Below are 15,620 nucleotides of genomic sequence, written 5' to 3'. Positions count from 1 at the left end.
ATTCTTGCTACTGATAGGATTTACTGTTTACAGCTGTTGCTAAGATACGCCGGCGTGCATCTTTTTAAACTTGTAAACAAGAAAAACCTAAACTCATGGTGAAAACTACGCACTCTCTCCTATAAGGGAACGTCGATTTCACCATCAGTTTAGGTTTTGCCTGCCTTACCAGTCACAATCCATGAACGATGAAAGTATGAAATTGTTAGTCTTATATGTTATTACGTTCAGTTACGCGATGAATATGGATAGTTAGATATACGTATTCATCCTTGCTTAAATATTGATCGTATGTTTTTTCCAGATACTCATTGATCTTTTGAGCACAAGCAAAAGCTTCGGTATACGTCTGCTTTACCTGGTTGTACAAAAATTCTTCACCACTGTGAATGACTTCTTTGCGAATCACTCGCATCGCAAAATATTGCAAATGTGTCAAAAATCTCGAGTAGCTAAAAGAAGACTCATCCAGCACAATTCCGTAATGATACGTAATAATGTTCAAGATATGTTGGACAATCTCAGTCATTTTCAGTGTGGACTTCATTTCGTTACCGTCGATCCGTGCATTCACCATATGCAATGCAATAAATCCCGCTTCATCTTCGCCTAATTTTACTCCGAGCGTATTTTCAATTTTTTGGAGAGCATCCAGCCCAACTGCAAATTCCTTTTTGTAAAAGCGTTTAATTTCATACAGCATCGCGTTTTGGAGTGCCAGTCCTTTTTCTTGCCGTTGTATGGCAAAATGAATATGGTCGGTCAACGTTAAATAAATATTATCGCTTAACTCCGTATCCAACACTTCCGTTGCATGGGTTACGATTTCATTCACGACCTCCAGATGAGATACAGGAATATCGTTCAGCAACTCGGTTAGTTTGGCCGTGAACTCGTTTTCATTTAACATGAAAATCTTATCTATTTTATCATCATCGACTTGATCGCCAGCCACCTTTTTGAAGGAAATACCTCTTCCCATCACGATGACCTCTTTGCCTTTATCGTTTTTAGTCAATAGGACGTTGTTATTGAGCACCTTCTCAATAATCATTGAAGTTCCCCCTCCCATCCTTTACCAATAAAAAATGCCTAAGCACAATTCAATACTATTGTTAGCAATAGCACTCAATTGAACTCAGGCATTGCCCGCATCACCGGTCACAATCCTTCGATATAGTGCTATTGTAGCACAAAAAAAAGCGATTTCAACATATTTTATTCTCTTTCGACAAAAAATATTTCATATCAAGGCCCTTTTGCCTAATTTGCAAGTACATCGTTACCTTATGTAGTCGTACGTTCAATGAGGCTGTACTCTAGCGAATGAAGCTTCATTTGGCGTCCAATCAGCTGAGGGGAAAGCATGAAAAAGGCATTTTGTGCTTGAGCCATGATAGGATTTTGAATCGTTGTAATCCCCAGCGTATGCGCCAGCTCCGTGTTATCAAATCCAACAATTGCCAGATCTTCCGGTACATTCAGTTTTTGTCTGCGTGCTTCGCAGAGAATGCCCACTGCTACATAATCGTTAGCACATAAAATAGCCTCTGGAAATTCGTCCGGATGCTGTAACAGATCCCGTACGACCTGTTCGCCATCACGGATATTATAAATAGAAGAGTGATTCCAGTGTTGCAACACGGGCAGATTGTGCTCACTCATGATCTGTTCGTAGGCTCGTTGTCTACTATGGGTATTAATACTGCTCGGACGGCCAAAAGCATTGGCTATACGAGTATAACCTTTTTGTATCAAATGTTTGAGCGCTAACATATATCCTTCATACTGATCCATAGCGACGGAGCGAATATCGGTATGCTCCATTCGTTGCCACGACACGATCGGGCCATATTTGCAATAGGTGCTCAAAAAATCAGTGTCATTCACGCAGGAAATGATGACCAGCGCATCGACTCTTTTTCTTTTTAAATCCTCAAAGGCTTGAAGCTCTTTCTTTTTGTCTTCTCCCGAAGTATAAATAATGGTTTGAAATTCATATTGGCCTGCTACTTCCACAAAGCTGTCCAGAAAAGCGAGAACAATTTCATTAATAGTTGAAGTAATGATACCGATCTGAAGCGTCTGACCCTTGGATAGAGAAATGGCATTCCGATTAGGAACATAATCTAATTCCTGCATGATTTTCAAAATCTTAGCTCTTGTTTCGTGACTAACATGGGGGGACTGATTTAATACTCTGGATACCGTAGCTTTGGAAAAGCCCGCCAGTTTTGCAATTTGATCAAGATTCGACATGGTGCTTCTCCTCACATAAGAAAAAATACTTGACATGAAACGCGTTACAACGATTAGGATGCTTATGAAGGCATTACGTCTATTCTAAGGTATCTGTCAATGCATTTCAAAGGAGAACGGTTATCGTTAGGTTGCATTGTTCGCTGAAATGGGCTTTAAAGTATTCCGTATGTCCATCCGCTGGTCGCGGATTTTCCCGAATGGCTATGATGCCGAGCCGAATGAAGCAGGATTGCAATTCTACGACAATGTATTTGATGAGCTGCGCAAGTATAATATTGAGCCGCTGGTAACATTGTCACATTATGAAACACCGCTAGGTCTGACGCAGAAGTATAATGGCTGGCTGGGACGTGAAGTCATACAGCATTACGTAAATTATGCCGAAACGGTGTTTACGCGCTATAAGGATAAAGTAAAATACTGGCTGACCTTTAATGAAATCAATGTAATGACCATGAGCCCGTTCACCGGTGGCGGTGTGGTTATTGACCTCTGTGCATGACACGTATCGAATTGATTACTTGCGTCAGCATATTGCCCAAATGAAGGAAGCGATTGCCGACGGTGTTGATCTGCTTGGTTACACCAGCTGGGGCCCTATCGACCTTGTGAGCATGTCTACTTCCGAAATGTCCAAGCGCTACGGATTTATTTACGTTGATCTGGATGATGACGGTAACGGAACGCTCAAACGCTCCAAAAAGGACTCATTTAACTGGTATAAAAATGTGATAGCAACCAATGGTGAAGAATTGTAATTCCATATCGTCTCGGGCGGGTATAGCAGAGGACATTCTAAGGATGCAATCTGCTGTACCCGCTTTTTCGATAGACACAATAATAATATTTCAGAGGGCTTCACAAACTTTTCACTTGTAATAAGCTGAAAGTTTTCTGTATAATAAATAAAAATTTCATATGTCTGGTTGATGTTTGCGGGAGATGGAACGAAAGTTCCGACCGAAGGGGCAAAACTCTCAGGTGCTTAGGCTGGTTACAGCAACAAGCGGGGACCGTAAACGGACAGAACTCTGGAGAGACCCTTAATTGGGCGCCGAAGGTGCACCGCAGAGAACATCTGCTTAAACTCTCAGGCAAAAGGACAGAGACGCGAATAACCTGTGACAGGGAGTGCTCTAGGCTTTTTTATAAGCTATTAGAGGGAGAAACCTGCACAAGATGGTTGTATTTTTTCGTGCCTTTAACCTCTCCAGGAGTCGAATCAGCGGATTTGACTCTTTTTTGTTTTCTAATATGCTGGAGGAGCGGGTTGAAATGAATTTGGTACATGTATTAGAAACGATTGACAGCTGGATATGGGGAGCGCCGCTTCTTATTCTCGTAATGGGCACTGGGTTGTGGCTAACGATCCGTTTGAAGCTACTTCAGATTATTCGATTGCCTTTGGCGCTCAAGCTAATTGGTAAAGCGCCGGACGAAGGTAGCGGAGATGTAAGCAGCTTCGGAGCATTGAGTACGGCACTGGCAGCTACTGTAGGTACAGGAAGTATCGTCGGCGTGGCAACAGCGATCAAACTGGGTGGGCCCGGTTCATTATTCTGGATGCTGGTTGCAGCTTTTTTCGGGATGGCAACCAAATATGCGGAAGGATTATTATCCGTTAAATACCGTGTTAAAGACCGGAACGGACAATTTTCAGGTGGCCCGATGTATTATATTGAAAACGGGCTTGGCCGCCGTTTCAAGCCGTTGGCGATGTTGTTTGCCTTTTCTGGTGTTCTTGTAGCCCTATTTGGAATCGGTACTTTTCCGCAAGTAAAGGCTATCGTTTCTTCGACGGAAAGTAGCTTTGGAGTGCCAACGGTAGTTACAGCGATCATTATTGCCGTGTTAACTGCTGTTGTTACGATTGGAGGACTCAAAAGTATTTCCAAGGTATCCACAAAGATTGTTCCATTCATGTCGGGGCTCTATATCGTAGTTTGCTTAATTGTACTCATTAAGTTTGCAGGAGAGCTTCCTCATGCGATTGCTTTAGTATTACAAGGGGCCTTCTCGACCACATCTGCAACGGGTGGATTTGCCGGAGCGACGATTATGTTGGCGATGCGAAGCGGAGTTGCCAGAGGTATTTTTGCTAATGAAGCCGGTTTGGGAAGTGCGCCGATTGCAGCAGCTGCTGCTAAGACGAAATGGCCTGCAGAACAAGGGCTGATATCCATGACAGGCGTATTTATTGATACAATGATTATTTGTAATCTGACGGGATTTACGTTGCTGGTTACGGGAATATGGAGTGGAAATGACGATGGAGGTCTGATGACCCAGCATGCGTTTTCCAGTGCCTTTCCGGCTGGTGCAGAGCTCGTGACGATTAGCCTTATTTTATTTGCGTTCACAACGATACTTGGCTGGAATTACTACGGGGAACGTTGTGTTGAATATTTACTGGGTGTCAAATGGATTAAACCATACCGTTATCTGTTCATCGCACTTGTAGCAGGAGGTGCGTTCATCAAGTTGGAAGCCATTTGGCTGCTGGCAGATATCTTTAACGCAATGATGGCTTTCCCGAATCTGATTGCACTGCTTGGCTTATCGGGAATCGTAGTTGCAGAAACCCGAAACTATATGGATTCTCTGTATCCTAATAAGAAAAAGGGCATTCTTGCAGGTGCCAATGTAGGGGCAGCTATTCAAGTAGAAGAAAAGGGACACACGGTTAATTCATAAATTCCAAAAGGGAGTGCCCTCAGCCATCATAGGCTTGAGGACACTCCCTTTTGAATGTTATAACGATGCACGCAAAATAGCTAAAATATCTTCTTGATTCAGCTTTTTATAATTACCAAAGCCTCCGTATTCCATTTCATGGGCTGCAATGTTTGCGATTTTTTCCAATTGCTCATCATTAATATTGTAATCGGCCAGGGTGGAAGGGGCACCGAGACTTGTCCAGAATGCACTAAGACGGTCAATACCTTCCAAGGCGATTTCTCTATCTGTTTTACCTACGGTGTCTAAGTCAAACATGCTGAGCATCAGCCGCTTCATGCGTGCAGCATCCTGATCCACTGTATGTCTCATCCAGTTGGGAAACAGAATTGCCAGACCGCCAGCATGAGGAATATCATATACAGCGGATAATGCATGTTCAATCGTATGCGAAGCCCAATCCCCGAAGTAGCCCATTTGCAGTGTTCCGTTAAGAGCAATCGTTCCGGCATATAAAATCGTTTCACGATGCTCGTAGTTGTGCAAATCCTCCAGCAGTTTAGGTGCAGTTTCGATCACGGTTTGCAGCACGGAAAAGCACATACGATCTTGCAACGGTGTATTTTTAACATTGTGAAAATACTGTTCAAACACATGGCTCATCATATCCACCATGCCATATACCGTCTGATCACGTGGCACAGAGAAGGTATTTTTAGGGTCCAGAATCGAAAATTTCGGATGCGTCACCGCGCTGCCCCATACGTATTTTTCGTTCGTTTCCCAGTTGGTGATGACAGAATCCGGATTCATTTCTGAACCGGTGGCGGCGAGTGTGAGGATGGTGCCGAATGGTAGAGCCTCGGTCGGCATGTGCTTTTTGTTGATAATATCCCACACATCGCCGTCATATTTAGCCCCTGCTGCGATGGCTTTGGTGCAATCAATAACGCTTCCGCCGCCTACTGCAAGTAAGAAGTCGATGTTGTCGTTTCGGCAAATGTCGATGCCCTTTTTAACGGTGGACAAGCGCGGATTCGGCTCTACGCCGGACAATTCATGAATGTTAAGATGTAGCGGCTCTAACGCGTTTAATACCTGGTCATACAGACCATTTCGCTTGACACTTCCGCCTCCGTATATCAGTAAAATATTTTTGCCGTAATTCAGCAGCTCCTGCTGCAGTTCTTCAATTTGATTGTCTCCAAATATTAATTTGGTGGGGTTATAATATGTGAATTTGTTCATCTGGAAAGTTCCCCTCAGTTCATAGTTCATGTTCAAATCGTAAATCGCTTAACCTGATTGCCTGTTGGATACCTAACTTCATCATGTAAGCTATTTGAAATGACGATTAACTATTATACATGAAATGAATAAGGGAATTCAAGTAAATCTAATCTTTGACCGCTCCAGCGGCAAGATCGGAAATAAACTGGCGGCTAATGAAAAGAAACAAAATAATAAGTGGCAGTACAGCCAGCAGGGTGCCCGCAATGACCATCGCATAATCCGTATTGTAAATTCCGTTCAATTGTGACAGTGCAATCTGGAGCGTGAATTTATGCTCATCCGTTAAGACGATTAGCGGCCATAAATAATCATTCCAAGCTCCTATAAAGGTAAAGGCGCCGAGAAAAGCGAACGCAGGACGTAGAATAGGCAGTGCTACATTCAAGTACAGTCGAAAAAAGCTGCATCCGTCCATCCGGCCCGCATCCAGCAGCTCCTTTGGGATGGATTCTTCCGCATATTGACGAATCCAGAAAATGCCGAAGGCATTTACCATCCCCGGGATGATAAGCGCTTTGAACGTACCTACCCATCCAAAGGAGGCCATCATGACAAAGGAGGGGACAAGCGAAAGTTGTGAAGGGACCATCATCGTAGCTAGCAGAATGATAAATAGCACTTTTTTGCCCGGAAAATCAAACTTGGCGAATGCAAAACCTGCCAGTGAATCGAAAAACAGAACCAATAGGGTAACAGAACTGGCTACAAAAAGGGTATTAAAAAAGGCTCCGGCAAAATTAATCTGCTGTAATACTCTCGTTATGTTATCCAAGAAGTGGCTGCCAAACCACAATTGCGGTGGAAAACGGTAGATGTCTGAAGTGGTACGAGTTGCCATGACGATCAGCCAGTAAAATGGAAACATCGACAGGATGATTCCCACTAACAATCCGGCATATAAAACAAAGGATTTTGCGCGTGTCTGCATCATGTTGTGAAGCTCCTTCCCATCGTTATTTTTTACCTTGAACGAGTTTCCAGTTTATGATGGAGAATAGAGCAATGATGAGGAGCATGCCCCATCCGACGGCTGCACCATATCCAAAATAGTTGTTAATGAACGACTCGCGGTACAGGTATAAAACGATGGTCATGCCACTTGCCCCGGAACCGCCGTCATTACCGACCAGGACCTGTGGCTCGGTGAAGAGCTGCATACCGCCGATGGTGGACGTAATGACCGTAAACAGAATGACTGGGCGCAGCATGGGGATAGTGATGCGGAAAAAAGCTTGCGCTCCGGTTGCCCCGTCTATTTTGGCGGCCTCATACAGCACATGCGGAATACTCTGGAGTCCGGCCAAATAGATGATTGCGTTATAGCCCATCCATCTCCATACGACCATAGAAGAAATGGCAATTTGGATACCCCATGGCACATTCAACCATTGAACCATGGGTAGTCCCAAGAGTTGCAGAAGGTAGTTGAGAAATCCAAAATTGTTGGCAAATAAGGCACCAAATATGATGGCAACAGCCACAATAGACGTCACATTGGGCAGGAAGAATCCAACTCGCCATAAGGTGCGCATTTTCACAAAAGGGGCATAAAGCAGAAAGGCAATAATCAGTGCGAAGAATAGCATCGGAATCGTTGCATACACCCAGATCACAAAGGTGTTGCCTACAGCCTGCCAAAATTCATTGTCTGTCACAAGGTAGCGAAAGTTGCCCCAGCCGTTGTAGGTCATGTCTCCGATCCCGTCCCATTTGTGAAACGCTAGATATAATGAAAAGCCAATCGGAAACAGTCCAAAGATGCCAAACAGCAGATAAAACGGCGAGATCGCAGCATAAACGGCACGGTGCTTCCAGATTTCTCTCAGCATAATGTCCACACGCCTTTTTTGAATTTTGTTTTTTATCGCTGTAATTCCCGTTCGATTCGATCCATGGTTTCCGTCCATAATGCATCGGGATTGGCATCCTGCTTGGCGACATTAGCAAGGCGACGGGTCACAATGCCGTGGATGACAGGATAGCGCTCGCCGAAATAGCTGCTTTTCACATGACGTGCGGAAGTGGCAAAGATGAGTCCGGTGGCCTGACCACCAAAGAAAGGCTCGGGTGTCTCCATGATAGGATCGTCATAGACGCCGGGAGTGGACGGGAACAGTCCGATTTTGTGGTAGGCTTCCAGCTGGTGTTCCGGGTTTTGCAGCCAGGTCAGGACTTCAAAAGCTTCTTTGGGATGTTTGCTGGATTTGAGGATAGAAATGAAAGAACCACCCAGGTTGCCGTCTCCTCCAGGAGCACGGGCGACTCTCCATTTGCCCGCTGTATCCGGCGCGGCCTCTGTGAGAACTTGCTTCATCCAGATAGCCCCTACAAAAGAGGCAATTTTGCCGTTATTGACCGAAGCGTTCCATTCGGGAGTCCAGCCATCCGCATTGGCGAGCAGATGCTTCTTGTGGAAATTGACAGCGGTTTTCCAGCCCAGACGGATGTCAGGAGATTGATTGCCGATGTAGCTGCCATCCGGCTTGAAGTAAAGGTTTGTGTGCTGAGCGAGTACCTGATTGTAAACGTTTACAATATTATCAGCCAAAAATGAACGGCTTCCGAATTTCTGCTGAAGTTGTTCTCCGGCTGCCATGTAATCATCCCATGTGCGGATGGAGGCACTAACCTTTTCAGGCTCACTAGGCAAGCCTGCTTGTGCAAACAGATCACTTCGATAGAAGAGGGCGGTAGGCCCAGTATCCATGGGAAATGCAATCATTTTACCATCAGGAGTGATCCCTTGATTCCATTTCCATTCCAAATATTGATCCTTCAAGCGGTCTGCTCCGAGTTCCCTTAAGTCATAAAAACGATCCGCACTGGGGAACAGCTCCACCATCCAATCGTTCAGAGCTACGATGTCTGGTTCACCAGAACGAGCTGCGAGCGTTGTCTTCAGTTTGGCTTTGAAGTCACCGCCTATTTTTTGAGTTTTTAATTCAATGTTGGGAAATTGTTTTTCCGCCTGAGCGAGTAGTTCATCGTCAATGGAACGGTTCCAGTACCATAATGTAAGCGTTATCTTTTTTCTGCTTGACAAATTAGTTTCAGATGATTGACTTTCAGAGGACGAGGGTTCACTACAAGCACTGAACATCGTGAGAAAAGCAAGACATAATACCAGCCATTGTACTGTCTTCACATCATTTCCCTCCTTGCTGTCTGAGATAATCTGCCTGCTAAACAAGTTGTAAATGGTTTAGCTCCATCATATGAAGCTGTTACCCATTTATGTGCATTGCCTTAACCAAAAACAAAAAATTTGAAACGTTTATTACTAAAAAAAAGCACGCGCGTCTGTTATAAGAAGAACGCACGTGTTTAAGTTAGGGATTCAGCCTATGACATCAGCCGCTGTATTTCATCTTTCAGAATTTCGGACCGAGTCCCGAAAATAACCTGCAGGGTACCATTACCAAGCCTGATGATTCCCGACGCTCCGAGCTGCTTGAGAGCTTGATCGTTAACCGCTTTGTCGTCTTTGACGACAAGACGCAGCCGCGTGATGCAGGCATCAATGCTCTGGATATTGTCCGTACCGCCGAGATAGGTTAGTATTCTGCCTGCCTGACTGGATTGAGTGTCGGATGTGGTGCTTGCCTTTCCATCGGATATAGTTTCGTTAACCTCAGACAGGAGACTGTCTTCTACATCATCTTCACGCCCAGGAGTTTTTAGGTTGAATTTGAGAATGATAAATCGGAACAGAAAGTAATAGATGAGGGCGAACACAAGCCCGACCGGAATCATTCGCAATGGGTGGGTGGAGAGTTTCATATTGACCAAATAGTCAATGAGTCCTGCTGAAAAAGAAAAGCCAAGTTTGACATCCAGTAGGTATACGACCAGGCCACTCAGGCCTGTCAGCAGAGCATGAACGCCGTAAAGCAATGGTGCAATGAACATAAACGAAAATTCGAGGGGCTCGGTAATTCCGGTCAGGAACGATGCCAGCGCAGAACCGATGAAGATGGAAGCGACGGCTTTACGTTTTTCCGGTTTGGCGGTATGGATGAATGCGAGGGCTGCTGCTGGCAGCGCGAACATCATAATGGGGAAGAAGCCGGACATGAATATACCCGCCGATGTATCGCCTGCAAAAAAACGCGTCAGGTCACCATGAACGACTTCACCGGCAGCATTGGTGTAGTCACCAATTTGAAACCATGCGATCGAGTTCAACACATGATGCAAACCGAGCGGGATCAGCAGCCGATTGGCAATCATGAATACCATTGATCCGATTCCGCCAAAGCCGACAATCCAGTTGCCGAAGACTGCAATCCCATCTTGTACCGGACTCCAGATCATACCGAGCAGAATGGCCAGAATCATGGTCGTAAAGGCGGTGATCATGGGGACAAAGCGTTTGCCTGAGAAGAAGCCAAGCCAATCTGGAAGTTGAATATTGTGATATTTTTTAAACAGAAAAGCAGACCATCCACCGATAAAAATACCCCCCAATACGCCCATGTCCAGCTTGACGTCGTCTGGAATATATGCAAATATACCCGGCACTGCCGCCAAAATACGGGTCAGCACCATATAGGCAATGACTGCCGATAATGCGGCTACTGCGTCGCCTGCCAGACCAATGGCAACACCAATGGAGAAAATGAGCGCAAGGTTACCGAAGATGGCCCCCGCCCCCTCGTTCAGAAAAGGAGTGATATAATGATTCAGAAATCCGCCAACTCCGGGACCAAGTGGTATATCCGTTTCATAATTAATCAGAGCTAATCCTTGCAAGATCCCTGCAGCGGGTAGAGTGGCTACTGGAAGCATTAACGACTTGCCGATTTTTTGCAGAAATTTCAGCATAACATTCTTCCCTTCTTCATCGAGTTTGGGAGTGTCGTATTCATCCTGAAATCCTCACATTAAACCATTTTTTCACATCATAAATCGGAGAATCTAACATGGTCAACGATTATTTTAAGCTATGAAAAAACGTAAATCCGCAGTTGACATCGCTTACATGCTTATATAGTATCAAATTTAAGTTAATAATCGTGACGGAGACAAGAGAGCCACGCAGACATCCCATGGTACAGCACAGGGTTGGTTTGTGATGGCTTTTCTTTTTTTGTGCGATGAAAGCGATCAAAATCGGATGATCTATTGAGGAGGTAGGTTGTATGTCGCCATACGCAGCCGAATTCATAGGGACAATGATTCTTATTGCCCTAGGTGGCGGAGTGTGCGCAGGGGTGTCCCTGAAAAAGTCATTTGCCCACGCTTCCGGCTGGATTGTGGTCGGAATGGGTTGGGGGCTCGCGGTAGCTATTGCGGTGTATGCAGTGGGTCAAATCAGCGGAGCGCATTTGAATCCGGCAGTTACACTGGCGTTGGCATTTCAGGGTAGTTTTCCATGGCAAGATGTTCCCGGCTATATTGTGGCTCAGCTTCTCGGGGCCATGGCGGGTGCAGTGATCGTTATTTTGCATTATTGGCCCCACTGGAAAGAGACGGAGGACACAGCAGCCAAACTCAGTGTATTCGCGACAGGACCAGCTATTGATCATCCGTTTGGCAACGTGCTTAGTGAAATGATAGGTACTTTCATCTTTGTTCTTGCTTTACTGTCGTTTGGCGCCAATTCATTTACAGACGGCCTGAAACCGTTGATTGTTGGTTTTTTAGTTGTGAGTATCGGTTTATCCCTTGGAGGCACAACGGGCTATGCCATCAATCCAGCGAGGGATTTTGGGCCGCGTCTGATGCATTATTTACTACCGATTCCCGGTAAGGGGGCGTCCAACTGGAAATATGCATGGGTGCCCGTTATAGGACCGCTATTGGGGGGATCTTTCGCAGGGCCATTTTATCAGGCCGTTTTTAAGGGGAGTGTGACTCCGGCTTTTTGGATTTTACTAGGGATCATCGTGATTGTACTCTTGATTACCTTCCGTATGAGTCGAACTTATAAAAATCATAAAATGGATCACAAACTTACAGCGTAAAAACGGTGGATTTACACGGGGAGAGATGAACAATGGGAAAATATATTTTGTCACTAGATCAGGGAACGACAAGCTCAAGAGCGATTTTGTTCAATAGCGAAGGAGATGTAGTGTACTCGGCTCAGCGAGAATTTCCGCAGTATTTTCCTCATCCCGGCTGGGTAGAGCAGAATGCGAATGAAATCTGGAGCTCTATTCTCGGGGTCATTGCCTCCTGTCTTTCCGAATCCGGTGTAAAAGCAAATCAAGTGGCTGCCATCGGCATTACCAATCAGCGAGAATCGGTGGCTGTATGGGACAAAAATACAGGAGTGCCCGTGTATAACGTACTCGTATGGCAATCACGCCAAACCTCGGACATCTGTGAAGAATTGAAGCGGCAAGGGCACGAGGAGCTTTTTCACAGCAAAACAGGCCTGTTGATCGACCCGTATTTTTCAGGCACTAAAGTAAAGTGGATACTGGACCATGTGGAGGGCGCGCGGGAAAAGGCGGAACGAGGTGACCTGTTATTCGGTACGATAGACTCGTGGCTGATCTGGAAACTATCCGGCGGAACGGCACATGTAACGGACTACTCCAATGCAGCCAGGACGCTGATGTACAACATTTATGAACTAAAGTGGGACGAAGAGCTGCTGGACATTCTGGGTGTTCCGAAAATCATGCTACCTGAGGTAAGACCTTCTTCCGAGGTATATGCGCACACTGTGGATTACCATTTCTTTGGTCAGAATGTACCGATCGCCGGTGCAGCAGGTGACCAGCAGGCAGCCTTGTTTGGTCAGGCATGTTACGAAAAAGGGATGATCAAAAACACTTACGGCACAGGCTGCTTCATGCTGATGAATACGGGGGATCAACCAGTGGAATCCAAGCACGGCCTGATTACGACCATCGCTTGGGGACTGGAGGAAGGCAAAGTGCAATACGCACTCGAGGGGAGTGTGTTTGTAGCAGGGTCGGCGATCCAGTGGCTGCGAGACGGGCTACGTATGTTCCGTGAAGCGAAGGACAGTGAACCCTATGCCGCGCGTGTTTCGTCTACGGAAGGAGTGTATCTTGTACCCGCTTTTGTCGGACTGGGCAGCCCCTACTGGGATAGCGAGGTGCGCGGAGCGATGTTCGGCCTGACACGCGGGACCACGAAGGAGCATTTTATCCGCGCCACATTGGAGTCACTCGCTTATCAGACCAAGGATGTGCTTACAGCCATGGAGATTGATTCAGGTATTGCAGTGAAATTGCTGCGGGTGGATGGAGGAGCTGTATTGAACAATTTTCTGATGCAATTCCAGAGCGATATTTTGGATGCAACAGTGGAGCGGCCAGTTATCCATGAGACGACGGCACTGGGGGCTGCATGTCTGGCAGGTTTGGCTATTGGATATTGGAAGAGTACGGATGAACTTCGCAAGCGGGTGAGAGTGGAAACCTCATTTGCCCCGAATATGGATGAAGCAACACGTGAAAGCTTGTATGAAGGCTGGAAAAAGGCTGTGAATGCGACGATGGCCTACAAGTAATAGATTAAGCGATGGGTCTCAGAATATTAAACTGCAAAAAGATGACTTCTGAATTTATCAGGAGTCATCTTTTTTAAGACATATGCTAACTCTTGACCTTCGTATGGTCCCAATGTTGCCGGGCTCCGCAGGAGCTACGAATGACTAGTTCCGGCTCTACTTTAATACATTTCGTATCCATTTGTTTATTCATCAGGTCAAACAGCACCATAGCGGCTAGACGGCCTATTTTTTGCTTGTCTTGTTTTACAGTCGTCAGTGGAGGCTCGGTATAACGACAGGCTTCTATATCATCACATCCCACCACAGCAATATCCTCGGGTACCCTCAAGCCGCTTTCCTTGAAAGCACGTATGGCACCAAAAGCAAGCAGGTCGGTCGCCGCAAAAATAGCTTTTGGTAAATTTCCTTGCTGTATCCACGCCTTCGCGACCTGGTATCCATCTTCTGCCGCGTAGTCCTTACAATACACGACCCATTCAGGTCTAACGTCAAGACTAAACCGCTTTAGTGAGGCGATAAAGGCTTCCTCTCTCTCTTTAATAACCAAAGAGGGGCGTTCAATGCCTATAAAACCCATTTGGCGGTATCCATTCATGTAAAAGTGCTCAACAACCTTCATTGAAATCTTCTGATTGTCGGACATGATATAGCAGGAACTAGCTCCGGTTAGCTCAATATCGACACCGATGCAGGGGATAGGGCTGGCATCGAGATCAAAAACACTCTTCTCCACCTCATCTCCAGCAATAATAATGCACCCGTCCACTGAAAAATATTTCGAGCGAGCCAAATAGTCCTCTCCATTATCCAGAAATTTCTCATTTGAGAAAAATAGCAGATCGTAACCGAGCAAGCCAATCTGTTTTTTGAAGACATTAATGATATCTACAAAAAAAGGATGACTAAAATCAACATTCAGCTTGCCGGCAAATATAACACCTACCAGATTAGATTTTTTGGTAGCAAGCGTTTTAGCCGAGGAGGAGGGTCTATAGCCTGTTTCCTCCATGATTTTAAGTACCCGCTGTCGGGTTTCCTCACTGATGTCTGTGTAATTGTTAATGATTTTCGAAACCGTTGCCACTGAAACGCCTGCCATGCTAGCTATTGTTTTTATATTCATGGAATCCTCCGTAACTAAACTGATTTAGTTAAATTAACTTTGCTTTTCAAACTTAATGATTACTCGTATTCTATGCTACCTCATAGAAGTGAGTCAACAGTGTGAATAAAGGATGTTGCCTAATATTTCAAGGAGTAATAACGGTGATTTATGTTTTATTTGATAATTTACAATTCTCTATTTACAAATACAGGCTATCCGATACATAATAGTAGCTGTAATTAACTAAACCGCTTTCGTGAAAGTAAATGCATTTATTCTAAGCGTACAGGGGGAATTTTGCAATGCTGAAAAAGTGTTTTTCCTGATATCCATTAGCCTGGGATTTTACAATACCCAGCTTGGTTTTGTTTTGCTGAAAACAACAGGTACCGGCATCGCTTTTCTGATGTTTGTGGGGTATATCAAGTCTGTCTCCCGAGAGCTGGATGAAGCGGCTGCCATGGACGGGTGCGGATATTCACGATATTTGTTTACAATTCTTGTCCCGCTGATGAAGCCGGTGTTGGCAACAGGCATTATTTTGACAGCTATAGGGGCGTGGAATGACATTATAGGTCCTACTATTTATTTGTCTGATCCTGCTTATCAGCCAGTGACCAAGGGATTGTTCTCTTTCTACGGACAATACATGAACAACTGGCCGCTGCTCGCTTGCGGCATTCTGATTGTTACACTACCGCTCGTTATTTTGTATATTTTCCTCCAGCGCTTTATTGTCGGCGGTGCAATGGCCGGAGCTGTGAAGTCTTGATTCCTGAAAGGATGATA

Annotated in this window: 11 protein-coding genes, 2 pseudogenes and 2 riboswitches; of the genes and pseudogenes, 5 read left to right on the top strand and 8 right to left on the bottom strand. The window is 45.3% G+C overall.

Going from position 1 to position 15,620, the window contains the following annotated elements; translation table 11 throughout:
• Positions 1–211 precede the first annotated feature (211 nt).
• Together licT and ACL9RM_RS13760 are read right to left on the bottom strand one after the other, a co-directional pair.
• On the bottom strand, positions 212–1,054 hold the full coding sequence (gene licT, locus ACL9RM_RS13765) for a BglG family transcription antiterminator LicT (RefSeq protein WP_023990001.1): 843 nt from the start codon (positions 1,052–1,054) through the stop codon (positions 212–214).
• 233 nt (positions 1,055–1,287) lie between these two features.
• On the bottom strand, positions 1,288–2,259 hold the full coding sequence (locus ACL9RM_RS13760) for a LacI family DNA-binding transcriptional regulator (protein WP_061828835.1): 972 nt from the start codon (positions 2,257–2,259) through the stop codon (positions 1,288–1,290).
• Positions 2,260–2,389: 130 nt separating this feature from the next.
• On the opposite strand from ACL9RM_RS13760, the pseudogene ACL9RM_RS13755 reads away from it, so the two are divergent.
• Both ACL9RM_RS13755 and ACL9RM_RS13750 read left to right on the top strand, forming a co-directional pair.
• Positions 2,390–3,020, top strand: a pseudogene (locus ACL9RM_RS13755) (glycoside hydrolase family 1 protein); the annotation flags it as partial.
• A gap of 168 nt (positions 3,021–3,188) precedes the next feature.
• Positions 3,189–3,265, top strand: a riboswitch (glycine riboswitch).
• Between the two features lie 18 nt (positions 3,266–3,283).
• Positions 3,284–3,378: riboswitch (glycine riboswitch) on the top strand.
• A 159-nt stretch (positions 3,379–3,537) separates the two neighbouring features.
• A complete protein-coding gene (locus ACL9RM_RS13750) occupies positions 3,538–4,956 on the top strand; it encodes an alanine/glycine:cation symporter family protein (RefSeq protein ID WP_323873119.1) in 1,419 nt (472 codons plus the stop codon).
• A gap of 57 nt (positions 4,957–5,013) precedes the next feature.
• On the opposite strand, the gene ACL9RM_RS13745 is transcribed toward ACL9RM_RS13750, so the two are convergent.
• The 5 genes from ACL9RM_RS13745 to ACL9RM_RS13725 form a co-directional block, all read right to left on the bottom strand.
• Positions 5,014–6,186 (bottom strand): iron-containing alcohol dehydrogenase, encoded by a 1,173-nt coding sequence (locus ACL9RM_RS13745; protein WP_414126387.1) that lies wholly within the window; start codon positions 6,184–6,186, stop codon positions 5,014–5,016.
• Positions 6,187–6,334: 148 nt separating this feature from the next.
• Entirely contained in the window at positions 6,335–7,162 is an 828-nt protein-coding gene (locus ACL9RM_RS13740; RefSeq protein WP_250266525.1) for a carbohydrate ABC transporter permease, read from the bottom strand.
• A 22-nt stretch (positions 7,163–7,184) separates the two neighbouring features.
• The gene (locus ACL9RM_RS13735) at positions 7,185–8,060 is read right to left on the bottom strand and encodes a carbohydrate ABC transporter permease (RefSeq protein ID WP_250266524.1); all 876 of its coding nucleotides are present in this window, start codon (positions 8,058–8,060) and stop codon (positions 7,185–7,187) included.
• 32 nt (positions 8,061–8,092) lie between these two features.
• Positions 8,093–9,376 carry an ABC transporter substrate-binding protein gene (locus ACL9RM_RS13730; RefSeq protein ID WP_250266523.1) on the bottom strand — a complete coding sequence of 428 codons (1,284 nt, stop codon included), beginning with the start codon at positions 9,374–9,376 and terminating at the stop codon, positions 8,093–8,095.
• 197 nt (positions 9,377–9,573) lie between these two features.
• On the bottom strand, positions 9,574–11,055 hold the full coding sequence (locus ACL9RM_RS13725) for a PTS transporter subunit EIIC (RefSeq protein WP_250260567.1): 1,482 nt from the start codon (positions 11,053–11,055) through the stop codon (positions 9,574–9,576).
• Positions 11,056–11,372: 317 nt separating this feature from the next.
• Here ACL9RM_RS13725 and ACL9RM_RS13720 point away from each other — a divergent pair, with 317 nt between their 5' ends.
• Positions 11,373–12,197 carry an MIP/aquaporin family protein gene (locus ACL9RM_RS13720; protein WP_061828828.1) on the top strand — a complete coding sequence of 275 codons (825 nt, stop codon included), beginning with the start codon at positions 11,373–11,375 and terminating at the stop codon, positions 12,195–12,197.
• 32 nt (positions 12,198–12,229) lie between these two features.
• Positions 12,230–13,723, top strand: a complete 1,494-nt coding sequence (glpK, locus tag ACL9RM_RS13715) for a glycerol kinase GlpK (RefSeq protein WP_061828827.1) — start codon at positions 12,230–12,232, stop codon at positions 13,721–13,723.
• Positions 13,724–13,808: 85 nt separating this feature from the next.
• Here the strand turns inward: glpK and ACL9RM_RS13710 are convergent, their stop codons facing one another.
• Entirely contained in the window at positions 13,809–14,849 is a 1,041-nt protein-coding gene (locus tag ACL9RM_RS13710; RefSeq protein ID WP_250266522.1) for a LacI family DNA-binding transcriptional regulator, read from the bottom strand.
• Positions 14,850–15,144: 295 nt separating this feature from the next.
• On the opposite strand from ACL9RM_RS13710, the pseudogene ACL9RM_RS13705 reads away from it, so the two are divergent.
• A pseudogene (locus tag ACL9RM_RS13705) lies at positions 15,145–15,603 on the top strand (carbohydrate ABC transporter permease); the annotation flags it as partial.
• Positions 15,604–15,620: the final 17 nt, after the last annotated feature.

Source organism: Paenibacillus sp. S29 (assembly GCF_049319765.1).
Lineage (GTDB): Bacteria > Bacillota > Bacilli > Paenibacillales > Paenibacillaceae > Paenibacillus > Paenibacillus polymyxa_B.
This window is presented reverse-complemented; position numbering and strand designations above follow the sequence as displayed.

What these genes read in the sequence shown, in the direction of transcription:
- ACL9RM_RS13725 (WP_250260567.1), bottom strand. Translation starts at nt 11,055, where the DNA reads ATGCTGAAATTTCTGCAAAAAATCGGCAAGTCGTTAATGCTTCCAGTA.
- licT (WP_023990001.1), bottom strand. Translation starts at nt 1,054, where the DNA reads ATGATTATTGAGAAGGTGCTCAATAACAACGTCCTATTGACTAAAAAC.
- ACL9RM_RS13760 (WP_061828835.1), bottom strand. Translation starts at nt 2,259, where the DNA reads ATGTCGAATCTTGATCAAATTGCAAAACTGGCGGGCTTTTCCAAAGCT.
- ACL9RM_RS13735 (WP_250266524.1), bottom strand. Translation starts at nt 8,060, where the DNA reads ATGCTGAGAGAAATCTGGAAGCACCGTGCCGTTTATGCTGCGATCTCG.
- ACL9RM_RS13745 (WP_414126387.1), bottom strand. Translation starts at nt 6,186, where the DNA reads ATGAACAAATTCACATATTATAACCCCACCAAATTAATATTTGGAGAC.
- ACL9RM_RS13720 (WP_061828828.1), top strand. Translation starts at nt 11,373, where the DNA reads ATGTCGCCATACGCAGCCGAATTCATAGGGACAATGATTCTTATTGCC.
- ACL9RM_RS13710 (WP_250266522.1), bottom strand. Translation starts at nt 14,849, where the DNA reads ATGAATATAAAAACAATAGCTAGCATGGCAGGCGTTTCAGTGGCAACG.
- ACL9RM_RS13740 (WP_250266525.1), bottom strand. Translation starts at nt 7,162, where the DNA reads ATGATGCAGACACGCGCAAAATCCTTTGTTTTATATGCCGGATTGTTA.
- glpK (WP_061828827.1), top strand. Translation starts at nt 12,230, where the DNA reads ATGGGAAAATATATTTTGTCACTAGATCAGGGAACGACAAGCTCAAGA.
- ACL9RM_RS13750 (WP_323873119.1), top strand. Translation starts at nt 3,538, where the DNA reads ATGAATTTGGTACATGTATTAGAAACGATTGACAGCTGGATATGGGGA.